Here is a 13,583-nt window from a genome sequence, read left to right on the forward strand (position 1 = left end):
TGCGGGGAATCTAGATACGCGGCGCTGACCGTCACGTTGCCCGAAACCGAGGCTAGCAGTACGCTTGCATCGACTTGCAGGTCGTCGTCTCTATTCAAAGTCGCGTTGACGTTGGTCGATTGCTGCGCGACGGAGTTGGTGCCAGTGTTTTGCGCCGCCTGGCTGATGCCGTCCTGATTTTTTAGGACGTCGTCGGACATGGCGTTGTTGCCGCTCTTATACGGAACATTCGCTCCGTCGAGATCTACAGTTCCGTTCTTCTCGACCGCCGCGCCCAGCAAGCTGAAATTGGTAGCAACTTCGCCTTCAGCGGCCAATACGGGTGCGGAGAAACCCAGCGTGATTGCGGCAATAATCAAAGTTTTTTTCATGATCAAATCCCTTTTTTGTGGGTTTGCTAAAGGCGCGGCAATATGCCAGCGCCTGTTCGATGCAGGGCCGTGGTCGGTTTACCCGTCACGGCCCTTTTTTGTTTTTTTATCTGCAGTTGCAGGCGATGTCGGCGTCCACATTTACCGATTGCTGGGCGATCGCGTTGGTGCCTGTGTTCTGAGACAACTGGCTGATGCCGTTCTGGTTTTGCAGAACGTTATCGCTCAGGGAGTTGTTACCGCTGACGATTGGGAGGTCGATGCCCGCGACGCCGAGGGTCAGGTTACCTGTAACGGCTGCGCCTAACAGGCTTACGTTCACTTGCAGGTCATCGTCGTCTTTATTGAGAGTCGCGTTGACGTTGGTCGATTGCTGCGCGACGGAGTTGGTGCCAGTGTTTTGCGCCGCCTGGCTGATGCCGTCCTGATTTTTCAGGACGTCGTCGGACATGGAGTTGTTACCGCTGAAAATCGGAGCATTGATCAGAGCCGCGTCACCCGTAACGTTGCCGCTGACGGAGGCGCCCAAGGCGCTCACGTTCACGGCGACTTCACCACCGTCTGCGAAAACAGGAGTCGCGAAACCGAGCGCAATCGCGAATGCCAAAACAGTCTTTTTCATGAGTTGATCCCCTTTTAGGTTTTAGTAGGCTTGGCGACACGCCAGTCCTCGCCGTTTCGTATTGCATGGGACGTGCCACCGCTACAAAACTGTCCTCTTTACCCTGGCTGCAAAATGCAAGTAGCGGATTGCAATCGAATCTGTTCGATGCTTTTTTTATACGTGATTGTGCGAGTCCAAGCGTAGGCAAAAAAAAGAGCTGAGCCTGTAAGCCAAGCTATACGTAAAGCTCTTGTTGAATTCATTGAATGATCGGAGCGACGAACAAAGTCGTTAAAAATCCACCACTTTGTCAAACATTTACTGTGGAGGATCGATCAGTTTGAATGTGTAAAGTCATTGTGACGGTGTGGGGCAGGGTTTCAAGCGCGTCCGGTGTCCCACAGAAGCGATCAGGCCGGAAATCACGAACACCGAGAGCAGCCAATTCACCGGCCGCCAAAGCATTGCCCACATGCGCCGAGTTCGGCAACCGCCGCGCCCGGACACCGCAGTTTAGCGAACGTGTTGCCCGCTCAACCGATGCTTACCCATCAATCGATACAGGGTCACACGGGATACGCCGAGTTCTTTGGCCGCCTGCGAAATATTGTTCTGGGTATACCAGAGACTCGTTTTGATGGCATTGAGCTCGGCGATATCGCGCGCTTGATCGAGCTCCATGGTGTTGCGTGGTACGGCGCGCCGCTCAAGTCCCAGATCAGCGCGGGTGATCAAGCAGTTATCGCACATGACAATCGCTCGCTGCACCCGATTTATCAGTTCGCGAACATTGCCGGCCAGTCGTGCGCAATCAATGCTTGCAGGCCGCGATGACTGAAGCCTCTCAGATTTGCGGCGCCTCTTTCCTTGGAAAATTTGTCAAAAAAATGTTGTGCGAGAAGCAGAATGTCGTCGTCGCGTTCACGCAAAGGGGGTGCTGTTACGTGCAGCACATTGAGTCGATAACACAAGTCTTCCCGAAAACGCCCTTCGGCTATCGCTTTTTCCAGGTTCACATGGGTTGCTGCGATTACCCGGACATCAGCCGGAATACTCTGGGTCGAACCGATGCGGCTGAACGTTTTTTCCTGAAGAAAACGTAACAGGTTAATCTGCAGTTCGAGCGGTAGGTCGCCGATTTCATCCAGGAAAATAGTTCCCCGTTCGGCGGCTTCTATTAGACCTTTCTTGGACTGATGTGCGCCCGTGAAAGCGCCTTTCTCGAATCCGAATAATTCAGACTGGATCAGATTGGCGGGCAATGCGCCGCAATTGATCGCGATGAAGGGCTCTCTGGCCCGCTTGGAGCGTTTGTGAACCAAAAGGGCTGCCAACTCTTTTCCCGTTCCGCTTTCGCCATTGATCAGCACCGGCGCATCGACCCGCGCGATCTTTTTAATGCCGGAAAGCAGTTTGGTTATCGCGATGCTGTTGCCAATCATCAGCGATTCTTTGATATCGTTTTGCTGAAGTGGGAAACGTTTCTTCAATTCGACTTTTCTTTCGGCATGCGCCAAGGCCAGGGAAAGCTCGCCTGGCTTGACTGGCAATAAGAAATGGTCATGAAAGCAATCAGGACAAGTTTTGCACACGTCTCAGACGTCAGGCACTTACTGTCCATCACCGCAGTCCATTCCATTAGTCCCCGGCGGAGGAGCAGGAAATCTTCAATTTCAATGCATGCTTCGTCATTGCACGCGTCGAACAATACGATTCCAGCGCCGAAGTCGTGCTGCTCAATAAGCCGACCAGCAAGCTTCAGGCTCGTGGCCATGTGTACTTCCCTGCCGGCTGCAACCAAATCGTTACCTGGATGCTCGTCCGCAATACCGAGTTTTATACAGAGCAGTTTATGAGGAGTCATGCTGTCTATGCCGCAAGATGCAGCAGTGCCTCGGCGAATAAAGAGGTCGAATATTCATGTATTCGGCTCCCTATATACATAATAAGATCAATAAGATATACAGGAGGCCTTGGAGCGTTCAGCTGGAGTCTCGCGGCATCGCTGCCGTCTAGCGCTTTATACCAGGGCGCGCTAACTAGCTCACTATTCGACAGTGGTAGACAGCGTATCAGCATCATGAGGTCGGGAATGCGGCGCCAGTCAGGTAGGCGGAAAATAGGTTACCAAGAGCTGCGTCTATGAGTACTTTTCTTGCCGACGTCGTTCTCGGCTTGCATTTTACCTTCGTGTTTTTTGTAGTAGCAGGTCTTGCAGCAGTCTGGATCGGCGTGGCTTTTGAGTGGCAATGGATCAGAAACCTGTGGTTTCGGAGGCTGCATCTTGCTGCGATCGCGTTTGTTGCATTGGAAGCGATAGTCGGCGTAGCTTGCCCACTGACGCTCTGGGAAAATGCTCTAAGAGGAACCTTGCAGGAGACCAGTTTCATGCGACGCTATCTGGGCCCGATCCTGTACCACGAGTTACCGGAATGGGCTTTTACGGTAGCCTATATTTCCTTCGCTATCGCGGTAGCGATCACTTACATACTGATCAAACCAAAAGGACAACATAACGGCTGATAGGAGCGACGACGGTGACCAAGCCTGGCGGCTACTGATATCGCAGGAAGCAGCCTGCCGCAATGATGTATAACTCCGGCTGACGGTGAGTGAAAGCCAAAAAAATGGGGGCTGGTATATTCCAGCCCCACGCCGTCGTAAATACAAGAATTACTTAAGGCATAACCGCATCAGGCGGAAAATCATACAACACCGGTCAATTCCTCCGCGTATACAAGACGCACGGCGTCATTCTCGTCAATATCGACTGCCACTCTGCCGCCCTTTGATAAACGCCCGAACAATAGCTCATCGGCTAGCGCTCGCCGGATCGTATCCTGAATCAGACGCGCCATCGGACGCGCGCCCATCGACGGATCGAAGCCGTGCTTGGCAAGATACGCCTTGAGCGCTTCGGTGAAACTGGCCTCCACTTTTTTCTCGTGCAACTGCTCTTCCAACTGAATCAAAAATTTGTCGACAACCATCATGATGATCGGCGCGTCGAGCGGTGCAAAAGAAATCATCGCATCGATGCGATTGCGGAATTCCGGCGTAAACAAACGTTTGATGTCCGCCATTTCATCGCCCAATTGCTTACCCTGCATGAACCCTATGCTTGTTTTCGATAATGATTCCGCTCCCGCATTCGTCGTCATGATGATTACGACATTGCGAAAATCGGCTCGCCGGCCATTGTTGTCGGTCAGGGTGCCATGATCCATGACCTGCAGCAAAATATTGAAAATATCCGGGTGCGCTTTTTCAATTTCATCAAGCAGCAGAACAGCGTAAGGATGCTTGGTCACGGCCTCGGTAAGAAGTCCGCCCTGATCGAATCCGACATACCCCGGCGGCGCGCCGATAAGCCGGGAAACGGCATGGCGCTCCATATATTCAGACATGTCGAAACGAATGAGCTCGACACCCATTGTATAAGCGAGCTGCCGCGCGACTTCGGTTTTGCCTACTCCCGTCGGCCCTGAAAACAGGAACGAGCCGATCGGCTTCTGCGGATTTCCCAAACCGCTGCGCGCCATCTTGATGGCAGCCGAAAGCGCAGTGATCGCTTTATCTTGTCCAAAAACAACCGCTTTCAGATCGCGCTCCAGATGTTTCAACGCGGTACGGTCGTCGCTCGAGACGGTCTGCGCGGGAATGCGCGCGATCTTAGCGATTATCTCTTCGATCTCATGTCGGTTGATTACTTTCTTGCGCTTGGACGGAGCTACGATACGCTGAGCAGCGCCCGCCTCGTCGATCACGTCGATCGCCTTATCTGGCAGATGACGATCATTGATAAAACGTGCGGACAGCTCCGCGGCCGACGATAACGCTGACGACGTGTATTTCACGCCGTGATGTTTTTCGAAACGCGTCTTGAGGCCGCGCAAGATTGCAACTGTTTGCTCGATGCTGGGCTCGGCAACGTCGATTTTCTGGAACCGACGCGACAATGCGTGATCCTTTTCAAACACCCCGCGAAATTCAGTATAGGTCGTTGCGCCTATACATTTCAACTGTCCGGTTGATAGCGCAGGCTTCAGAAGATTCGAAGCATCCAGGGTTCCGCCTGATGCAGCGCCAGCACCGATCAGCGTATGGATTTCATCGATGAATAAAATGGCATTCGGGTTATCGATAAGCTGCTTCAAAACCGCCTTCAGTCTCTGCTCGAAATCGCCGCGATATTTGGTGCCGGCCAGCAACGCCCCCATGTCAAGCGCATACACTTGGCATCGATTGAGGATTTCTGGCACATCACCTTCTATTATGCGGCGAGCCAGCCCTTCGGCAATCGCTGTCTTGCCGACGCCAGCCTCGCCGACGAGCAAAGGATTGTTCTTGCGGCGACGGCACAGGGTCTGCACGACCCGCTCCAACTCGTGTTCACGCCCGATCAGGGGATCGATCTTGCCTGACAATGCGTGAGCGTTAAGGTTGAGCGTGTAATTCTCGAGCGCTCCGCCAGCCGACTGCTCCTGCTCGCTATCCGGCTCAACTTCCGGCTTGCTTGGCGTTGCCTGCGGGACCTTGCTGATTCCGTGAGAGATAAAATTTACGACATCGAGCCGGGTGACGCCTTTTTGGTGCAGAAAGTAGACCGCGTGCGAATCCTTTTCGCCGAATATCGCGACCAGCACGTTTGCGCCGGTCACTTCTTTCTTGCCTGAAGATTGCACATGCAGAATCGCGCGCTGAATGACGCGCTGGAAACCCAACGTCGGTTGCGTGTCGACCTCCTGCCCGCCAACCTGCGGCGTATGCTCGGAAACAAAATCGGACAGCAGTTTGCGCAATTCTTCGATGTCGGTCGCGCAGGCGCGTAATACCTCAGCAGCGGAAGGATTGTCGAGCATCGCCAGCAGCAGGTGCTCTACTGTAATAAACTCGTGACGCTTCTGGCGAGCATCCATGAACGCCATATGCAGACTGACTTCGAGTTCTTGAGCAATCATTTACGTTTCCTCCATCACGCATCTTAGCGGATGTTGATGTTGCTTGGCAAAAACCATAACCTGGTCCACCTTTGTCGCTGCGATGTCCTTCGGAAACACACCACAGACGCCCATCCCTTCCTTATGTACTTTGAGCATGATTTGGGTAGCCTGTTCACGACTTAGGGAAAAAATCGTCTGCAGCACCGCGACGACAAAATCCATGGGCGTATAGTCATCGTTCAACAGTAAAACCTTGAACAGAGGCGGGGGCTTGACCTTACTTTTTTTGGCTTCGAGTACTGTTCCTTCACGGTTCTTGTTTGCCATTTGCTATTCGACGCAGGGCTCCGATTCATACCGTCAATTTTGCGCGCTAACGGCAATTTTTCAAGAGGCGGCGCAAACTGCTTGACTTCCAGTAACAAATAAATTAAAAAGCAGGTGGGTGTTTGGCTTCAAGTCATCTCGCAATGCCACTTTGCTGTCGCTTGTCGCTGCGGTCTTGAAACTCAAACAGTATGCGGGTTTCCGGCCCGGTTTTCTCTCAAGGATGTTTACTTATTATGGCAACAGGAACAGTCAAGTGGTTTAACGATTCGAAGGGTTATGGCTTTATTACACCCGACGATGGCAGCGAAGATCTGTTCGCGCATTTTTCCGCGATCAACATGAACGGATTCAAAACGCTGAAGGAAGGCCAGAAAGTCAGCTTTGAAGTCACGCAAGGGCCGAAAGGCAAGCAAGCGTCGAACATCCAGATGAGTTGACACGCGGCAGGGAATTAGCCGCGTTAGCTGAAAGCCCGCCTTAGTCGGCGGGCTTTTTTATTGCCGTGCTTTTCTGTTAGCGGCTTTTTAACTGGAATCCGGTAGCGCCCTATCGCCGCCGTTCGAGCTTGTGAAGCATGGGCGTTTCCATGCACGCAATAATAGCGTGGCCGAAACCCGAGCAAGACACTTGGGTAGCGCCTTCGAGCAGACGCGCCAAATCGTAAGTGACGACCTTGGCGAGGATCGCACGCTCCAGACCAAATATGATGAGGTCGGCTGCCTCGTTCCAGCCGATATGACGCAGCATCATTTCGGCAGACAAAATCAGCGAGCCTGGGTTGACATAATCACGCCCTGCGTATTTGGGCGCTGTTCCGTGGGTCGCCTCGAACATTGCCATATCATCGTTCATGTTCGCGCCGGGCGCGATCCCGATTCCACCTACGTGCGCTGCAAGCGCGTCCGAAATGTAATCGCCGTTCAGATTCAAAGTCGCTATGACATCGTACTCGTCGGGGCGTATCAGTATCTGCTGTAGAAAGGCGTCCGCGATAGAATCCTTGATGACTATACCATTGGGCAACACCAGCCACGGACCGCCGTCCAGGAGTTCGGCGCCGAATTCGCGTTGAGCAAGGGCGACTCCCCATTTCTTGAAGCCACCTTCCGTGAACTTCATGATGTTGCCCTTGTGCACGAAAGTCACCGATTTACGCTTACGATCGATCGCGTATTGAATCGCCTTGCGGACCAGTCGCTCGGTCCCTTCCCGTGAGACTGGCTTGATTCCGATTCCGGAAGTCTCCGGAAACCGGATTTTGGTGACGTTCATTTCCTCGCGCAGGAACTTGATGACTTTCTTGCAGGCCTCGGTTTCAGCCTCCCATTCGATTCCTGAGTAAATGTCTTCCGAATTTTCTCGGAAAATCACCATATCGGTCTTTTCCGGATTTTTCAGCGCGCTGGGCACACCTTCGAAATAACGGACGGGCCGCAAACAGACATATAGGTCGAGCTGCTGGCGCAGCGCGACATTGATCGAACGGATGCCGCCCCCGATTGGCGTGGAAAGCGGGCCCTTGATTGAAACCACATAATCACTGACAACTTCCAGGGTTTCCTGCGGAACCCAGACATCTTTACCGTAAACCTGTACCGCCTTCTCCCCTGCATATACCTCCATCCAGGCGATTGAGCGCTTTCCGCCGTAAGCTTTTTTTACAGCGGCATCGACCACGCTGCGCATGACCGGCGTCACATCGACCCCAATACCGTCACCTTCGATGAAAGGAATAATCGGATGATCGGGTACATTCAAGGAGTGATCGGAATTCAGGCCGATCTTCTGGCCATCCAGCGGGACTTTGATATGCTCGAACATTTGATGCTCCTTGTCGTCTATCTTATATCTTATATATTATGCCAAGCCGGCAACGGCGGACCAGCCTCGTTCTAACTATGGAGAAAGCCCAGTGTTCAAGACGGCGGACTTGTGTGATCGGTTTGATGGCAAGATCGAGGTTGCCGCGCCGGTGTTTCAGGCTTACGGCGGAAACATCGCATTCAGCGGCACGATTCGCACGGTAAAAGTGCACGAAGACAACGTGCTGGTCAAGCAGATGTTATCCAGCCCCGGCAACGGTTCGGTACTGGTCATAGATGGCGGCGCTTCTCTGCACTGCGCGCTCGTCGGCGATCAACTGGCCGCGATGGCGAACGATAATGACTGGAGCGGCCTTGTCGTGAACGGCTGCATTCGCGATTCGGAAGCCATAAACAAGACCGCAGTTGGTGTGCGAGCCCTCGCCACCCACCCGCGGCGCAGCATAAAAAAAGGCGCCGGCGACGTGGATATTCCGGTTCGTTTTGCCGGCGTTTTATACGTTCCGGGGCATCACATTTATATCGATGAAGACGGAATCGTAATCAGTGCCGCCTCCCTCGTCAGCTAGTTCTATTTACTCGCAACCTGGTATCGTTCGCATAAGACGTGCAACGGGATGATCGTGTGTGGACTCAACCGCCTGAATTTAGTGCATTTCTGTGAGAGTTACAAAATTGTTGCAATGCACGAACGCCACGTTATACTGTGACAGTAGATCACGAAACGCCAGCCAGTAAACCCTTGCCTGGCGTACAAGGGGCGGATGTCAACAACATCGTCGCCCTCCTGGTATGCCGGACCATCTCCGGCCGCCCCCGTGGGATATAGCCCGGCGCAGGCTGGGCTATATCATTTACACTGGACAGGCTGCCTCGTTTCGGCGCCTTGGGGACGTTGAGCGACAAATCGCTTGCAAGCTCTCCACAAACCGACTATCGATAACAGGAGATATTTATGGACCGTGCTCAGGACATTGCGCAGATCAAGAAAGATTGGGCTGAAAATCCGCGCTGGAGTGGTATTGCCCGCCCTTATACCGCCGAAGACGTCTGTCGTTTACGCGGGACCGTTCAGATCGAACATACGCTGGCAAAACGCGGTGCCGAGAAGCTCTGGGGTCTGGTCAACAGCGAGCCCTATGTAAATTCACTGGGCACCCTGACCGGCAATCAGGCAATGCAGCAGGTCAAGGCAGGCCTCAAGGCAGTTTATTTGTCGGGATGGCAAGTCGCAGCCGACGCCAACGATTCAACCCAGATGTATCCGGATCAATCGCTGTATTCCGTCAGCAGCGTGCCGACCGTGGTTCGCAGAATCAATAACGCATTTATTCGGGCCGATCAGTTGAACCACGCTGAAGGCAACGACACCATCGACTGGTTCGCGCCGATCGTTGCCGACGCCGAAGCCGGGTTTGGCGGCGTCCTCAACGCGCACGAGCTTATGAAGGCGATGATAGAAGCAGGCGCCGCCGGCGTGCATTTCGAGGATCAGCTGGCCTCAGCCAAAAAATGCGGGCACATGGGCGGCAAAGTGTTGGTGCCGACGCAAGAAGCGGTGCAAAAATTGATCGCGGCGCGTCTCGCCGCCGACATACAAGGAACGTCCACGCTCATTTTCGCGCGCACCGATGCCGAAGCAGCCAATCTGCTGACCTCCGATGTCGACGACAACGACAAACCCTTCTGTACCGGTGAGCGTACCAACGAAGGCTTTTACCGGGTTCTGAACGGGTTACAGCAATCCGTTTCGCGCGGCCTGGCTTATGCGCCCTATGCCGACCTCGTCTGGTGTGAAACCGGCAAACCCGATCTCGAGTTCGCCAAGAAATACGCCGAAGCAATACGCGCCAAGTTTCCGAACAAAATGCTGGCCTACAACTGCTCGCCGTCTTTCAACTGGAAGAAAAATCTGGACGACGCGACCATCGCCAAGTTCCAGCGCGAACTGGGCGCGATGGGCTATAAGTTCCAGTTCATTACCCTGGCCGGCTTCCATGTGCTCAATTACAGCATGTTCGAACTCGCGCACGCCTACTCCAAGAAAGGCATGACGGCATTCGTCGAGTTGCAGCAGAAGGAGTTTGCCGCTGCAGATATCGGCTTTACCGCGGTAAAGCATCAGAGGGAAGTTGGAACGGGTTACTTCGACGCGGTGACCCAGGTAATTCAATCGGGGCAATCATCGACGACGGCGCTGACCGGTTCCACCGAAGAAGAACAGTTCGTATAACGCATCGAGAAGACGCCGCACTGTCCAGAGGGCTGTGCGGCGTTTTTCATGGGTCTTAAGAATGACGCAGGAGATTCGCAACATGAAGCCTCAAGATTTTTTACCCGACGGGGTGCAGATACACGCTGAAGTAACGCATGCGTTTGCGGAGATTCTCACGCCTGATGCCCTGCGCTTCATTGCTTCGCTCGCCAGCACTTTCGAACCGCGGCGCCAGCGCTTGCTGAATGCGCGCAAGCTTCGCCAGGATTTTTTCGATGGCGGAGGACGCCCGGATTTTCTGCCGCAAACCGCCCATATCCGCGATGGTTCCTGGACTGTCAATCCTCTGCCCGCCGACCTGCAGGACCGCCGCGTCGAAATTACCGGTCCGGTCGATCGCAAGATGGTCATTAACGCGCTGAATTCCGGCGCCCAGACGTTCATGGCGGATTTCGAGGATTCGCATACGCCAACATGGGAAAACAATCTCAACGGCCAGATCAATTTGCGCGACGCGGCAAGCCGCACGATCACTTTCGTCAATCCCGCGGGCAAGCAGTATTCGCTGAATAGCCAATGTGCGACTCTGCTGGTCCGCCCGCGCGGTTGGCATTTGCCGGAAAAACATCTGACCGTCGACGGTCAGCCGATCTCCGGTTCGCTGTTCGATTTCGGACTTTACCTGTTCCACAATGCAGCGAAGCTGCTGGCGCGAAATTCCGGTCCATACTTCTATTTGCCGAAGCTGGAAAGCCATCTTGAGGCGCGCTTGTGGAATGACGTTTTCGTGTTTTCCCAGGAAGCGCTGGGCATCGCGCGCGGCACGATCAAAGCGACGGTCCTAATCGAAACCGTTCTCGGCGCGTTCGAGATGGATGAAATCCTGTACGAGCTTCGCGAGCATTCGGCCGGGCTCAATTCGGGACGCTGGGACTACATCTTCAGTTGCATCAAGAAATTCCGGAACGATCCGGATTTCGTCCTCGCCGATCGCGCGCAGGTGACGATGACGAGTCCGTTCATGCGCGCCTATGCGCTGCTGCTGGTCAAGACCTGCCACAAGCGCAACGCTCACGCCATGGGCGGCATGGCGGCGCAGATCCCGATCGGCGGCGATCCCGCCGCGAACGAAGCCGCGCTGGCGCGCGTTCGAACCGACAAGGAGCGCGAAGCCAACGACGGTTATGACGGCACCTGGGTTGCGCACCCGAAGCTTGTGCCGATCGCGCGAGAGGCTTTCGATAAAGTCATGCGCGGCCCGAACCAGGTTTCAAAAAAACGCGACGATATTCAGATCAAGGCCGACGACTTGCTCGTCTTTGTCCCGCAAACGCCGATCACCGAAAACGGTTTGCGTTTGAACATCAACATAGGCATCCAATATCTGGGTAGCTGGCTGGCCGGTACCGGCTGCGCGCCGATACACCATCTGATGGAAGACGCCGCCACGGCCGAAATTTCGCGTTCGCAGATCTGGCACTGGATACGCAGCCCGAAAGGTGTACTCGAAGACGGCCGCAAGGTGAGCATCGAATTATTCCGGAAATTTTTGCCCGAGGAGCTTGCCAGGGTTCGCGCCGAACTCGGCGAAGCAGGTTTTGCGGCAGGCAGGTACGATGCCGCGGCAGGCATGCTTAACGATCTGATCGTTCGCGAAGATTTTGTGGAATTCCTGACCTTGCCCGGCTACGACGCCATCGCCTAGCGCTCGCGTTGGCGCTTGTGCGCTAGAATTGCGGGATGATATGGAAGCCGAATGTCACCGTTGCTGCGGTTGTCGAGAACGAAGGCAAATTTCTGCTTGTCGAGGAACGTATCGAGGGCGCCGCCGTGCTCAATCAGCCGGCCGGACATCTCGAATCGAACGAGTCGCTGATCGAGGCGGTGGCGCGCGAGACGCTTGAGGAATCGCGTTACCGCTTTTCACCCCGGGCGCTGGTCGGCATCTATCGCTCTCCGCATCCAACCGCCAAAACCATTTATTTGCGCTTTGCTTTCTGTGGCCGGCTGGATGGTCACGAGCCGACGCGTAAACTCGATCACGGCATACTGCGTCCGTTGTGGCTGAGCGAATCCGAAATCCGGCTCAGCGTCGCTCGCCATCGCTCGCCGCTGGTCCTCGCTTGCCTCGACGACTATATCGCCGGCAAGCGCTATCCGCTCGATCTCATTACGCATTTTCAGTAGCTGTACCTCCACAATAGCTGCTCCTATGAAAAGGCACATCGTCGTCGGGATGTCCGGCGGGGTCGACTCGTCGGTTGCCGCCTGGCTGCTGAAGCAGCAAGGTCACCGCGTGACCGGCCTGTTCATGAAGAATTGGGATGACGACGACCGCGATGATTATTGCCCGGCAAAACAGGATCTGATCGACGCTGTCGCGGTCGCGGATCGCATCGGCATCGATATCGACGCGGTGAATTTTTCCACCGAATACAAGGCGCGTGTATTCGAAAACTTTCTCGCTGAGTATAAAGCGGGCCGCACGCCGAATCCCGATGTGCTGTGTAATGCCGAAATCAAATTCAAAGCTTTTCTCGATCATGCGATCAACATGGGCGCGGACCTGATCGCGACCGGTCATTACGCGCAGACGCGTGAGATCGACGGCCTTGTCCAGCTATTGAAAGCGGAGGATGGCAGCAAGGACCAAAGCTATTTTTTGTATCGCCTGAATCAAAAGCAGTTGCGCAAAACGCTGTTCCCGGTCGGCGGCTTGTACAAGCGCGAAGTGCGCGAAATCGCCCGACGCGAGGGCCTGCCGGTGTTCGCCAAAAAAGACAGCACGGGAATCTGTTTCATCGGCGAACGCCCGTTTCGGGAGTTTCTGAGCCGCTATCTGCCCGAGAGCCCGGGGCCGATCGAAAACGTCGACGGCAAGCAGATAGGCACGCATTCAGGATTGATGTTCTACACTCTTGGTCAACGTCAAGGCATCGGCGTCGGCGGCGCCGGCGAGCCGTGGTATGTCGCCGGCAAGGATATGGCGCGCAATCGCCTGATCGTCGTGCAGGGCAGAGACCACCCGGCGCTGCTCGGCGATCGTATAATGGCGAAAGATTTGAACTGGATCAGCGGGCGGGCGCCGCGCTGCAATTGGGTCTATGCGGCCAAAAGCCGCTACCGCCAGGCGGACGCGCCATGCAGCATCGCTCGGCTACAGCCGGATTTTTGCGAAATCGAATTTGCCGAGCCGCAGTGGGCGGTAACGCCGGGACAATCGGTTGTTGTCTACGAAAGCCGGGTCTGCCTGGGCGGCGGCGTTATACAGTGACAACGCGGTGACGGCAAAGGCGG

Annotated in this window: 13 protein-coding genes and 1 pseudogene; 7 read left to right on the forward strand and 7 right to left on the reverse strand. The window is 54.7% G+C overall.

Annotation, left to right across the window (positions count from 1 at the left end; all coding sequences use genetic code 11):
- The 4 genes and pseudogenes from H0V78_04795 to H0V78_04810 form a co-directional block, all read right to left on the reverse strand.
- Positions 1-371, reverse strand: a 371-nt coding sequence (locus H0V78_04795; protein ID MBA2351116.1) for a hypothetical protein, incomplete at its 3' end; no start/stop codon positions are given.
- A 106-nt stretch (positions 372-477) separates the two neighbouring features.
- Positions 478-993 (reverse strand): hypothetical protein, encoded by a 516-nt coding sequence (locus H0V78_04800; GenBank protein ID MBA2351117.1) that lies wholly within the window; start codon positions 991-993, stop codon positions 478-480.
- 495 nt (positions 994-1,488) lie between these two features.
- Positions 1,489-2,417: pseudogene (locus tag H0V78_04805) on the reverse strand (sigma-54-dependent Fis family transcriptional regulator).
- 44 nt (positions 2,418-2,461) lie between these two features.
- Positions 2,462-2,839: a hypothetical protein gene (locus tag H0V78_04810; protein MBA2351118.1), complete on the reverse strand. Its 378-nt coding sequence runs from the start codon at positions 2,837-2,839 to the stop codon at positions 2,462-2,464.
- A gap of 278 nt (positions 2,840-3,117) precedes the next feature.
- Here H0V78_04810 and H0V78_04815 point away from each other — a divergent pair, with 278 nt between their 5' ends.
- Positions 3,118-3,498: a DUF2784 domain-containing protein gene (locus H0V78_04815; GenBank protein MBA2351119.1), complete on the forward strand. Its 381-nt coding sequence runs from the start codon at positions 3,118-3,120 to the stop codon at positions 3,496-3,498.
- Positions 3,499-3,680: 182 nt separating this feature from the next.
- On the opposite strand, the gene clpA is transcribed toward H0V78_04815, so the two are convergent.
- Entirely contained in the window at positions 3,681-5,936 is a 2,256-nt protein-coding gene (clpA, locus tag H0V78_04820; GenBank protein ID MBA2351120.1) for an ATP-dependent Clp protease ATP-binding subunit ClpA, read from the reverse strand.
- A complete protein-coding gene (gene clpS / locus H0V78_04825) occupies positions 5,937-6,245 on the reverse strand; it encodes an ATP-dependent Clp protease adapter ClpS (protein MBA2351121.1) in 309 nt (102 codons plus the stop codon). It abuts the gene before it with no gap.
- Positions 6,246-6,481: 236 nt separating this feature from the next.
- On the opposite strand from clpS, the gene H0V78_04830 reads away from it, so the two are divergent.
- Positions 6,482-6,685, forward strand: coding sequence for a cold-shock protein (locus tag H0V78_04830; GenBank protein MBA2351122.1), 204 nt, complete (start codon positions 6,482-6,484; stop codon positions 6,683-6,685).
- Positions 6,686-6,794: 109 nt separating this feature from the next.
- On the opposite strand, the gene icd is transcribed toward H0V78_04830, so the two are convergent.
- Positions 6,795-8,069, reverse strand: a complete 1,275-nt coding sequence (gene icd / locus H0V78_04835) for an NADP-dependent isocitrate dehydrogenase (protein ID MBA2351123.1) — start codon at positions 8,067-8,069, stop codon at positions 6,795-6,797.
- 91 nt (positions 8,070-8,160) lie between these two features.
- Here icd and rraA point away from each other — a divergent pair, with 91 nt between their 5' ends.
- From rraA to mnmA, 5 genes are all read left to right on the forward strand, one after another.
- Positions 8,161-8,640: a ribonuclease E activity regulator RraA gene (gene rraA, locus H0V78_04840; protein ID MBA2351124.1), complete on the forward strand. Its 480-nt coding sequence runs from the start codon at positions 8,161-8,163 to the stop codon at positions 8,638-8,640.
- A 386-nt stretch (positions 8,641-9,026) separates the two neighbouring features.
- Positions 9,027-10,304, forward strand: a complete 1,278-nt coding sequence (gene aceA / locus H0V78_04845) for an isocitrate lyase (GenBank protein MBA2351125.1) — start codon at positions 9,027-9,029, stop codon at positions 10,302-10,304.
- Between the two features lie 82 nt (positions 10,305-10,386).
- On the forward strand, positions 10,387-11,991 hold the full coding sequence (aceB, locus tag H0V78_04850; protein MBA2351126.1) for a malate synthase A: 1,605 nt from the start codon (positions 10,387-10,389) through the stop codon (positions 11,989-11,991).
- A 35-nt stretch (positions 11,992-12,026) separates the two neighbouring features.
- The gene (locus tag H0V78_04855; GenBank protein MBA2351127.1) at positions 12,027-12,473 is read left to right on the forward strand and encodes an NUDIX hydrolase; all 447 of its coding nucleotides are present in this window, start codon (positions 12,027-12,029) and stop codon (positions 12,471-12,473) included.
- Positions 12,474-12,498: 25 nt separating this feature from the next.
- Entirely contained in the window at positions 12,499-13,560 is a 1,062-nt protein-coding gene (mnmA, locus tag H0V78_04860) for a tRNA 2-thiouridine(34) synthase MnmA (protein ID MBA2351128.1), read from the forward strand.
- Positions 13,561-13,583 lie beyond the last annotated feature (23 nt).

The sequence above is a fragment of the Burkholderiales bacterium genome (genome assembly GCA_013695435.1).
Classification (GTDB): Bacteria; Pseudomonadota; Gammaproteobacteria; order Burkholderiales; family JACMKV01; genus JACMKV01.

What these genes read in the sequence shown, in the direction of transcription:
- H0V78_04800 (MBA2351117.1), bottom strand. Translation starts at nt 993, where the DNA reads ATGAAAAAGACTGTTTTGGCATTCGCGATTGCGCTCGGTTTCGCGACT.
- H0V78_04810 (MBA2351118.1), bottom strand. Translation starts at nt 2,839, where the DNA reads ATGACTCCTCATAAACTGCTCTGTATAAAACTCGGTATTGCGGACGAG.
- H0V78_04815 (MBA2351119.1), top strand. Translation starts at nt 3,118, where the DNA reads ATGAGTACTTTTCTTGCCGACGTCGTTCTCGGCTTGCATTTTACCTTC.
- clpA (MBA2351120.1), bottom strand. Translation starts at nt 5,936, where the DNA reads ATGATTGCTCAAGAACTCGAAGTCAGTCTGCATATGGCGTTCATGGAT.
- clpS (MBA2351121.1), bottom strand. Translation starts at nt 6,245, where the DNA reads ATGGCAAACAAGAACCGTGAAGGAACAGTACTCGAAGCCAAAAAAAGT.
- H0V78_04830 (MBA2351122.1), top strand. Translation starts at nt 6,482, where the DNA reads ATGGCAACAGGAACAGTCAAGTGGTTTAACGATTCGAAGGGTTATGGC.
- icd (MBA2351123.1), bottom strand. Translation starts at nt 8,069, where the DNA reads ATGTTCGAGCATATCAAAGTCCCGCTGGATGGCCAGAAGATCGGCCTG.
- aceA (MBA2351125.1), top strand. Translation starts at nt 9,027, where the DNA reads ATGGACCGTGCTCAGGACATTGCGCAGATCAAGAAAGATTGGGCTGAA.
- aceB (MBA2351126.1), top strand. Translation starts at nt 10,387, where the DNA reads ATGAAGCCTCAAGATTTTTTACCCGACGGGGTGCAGATACACGCTGAA.
- H0V78_04855 (MBA2351127.1), top strand. Translation starts at nt 12,027, where the DNA reads ATGATATGGAAGCCGAATGTCACCGTTGCTGCGGTTGTCGAGAACGAA.
- mnmA (MBA2351128.1), top strand. Translation starts at nt 12,499, where the DNA reads ATGAAAAGGCACATCGTCGTCGGGATGTCCGGCGGGGTCGACTCGTCG.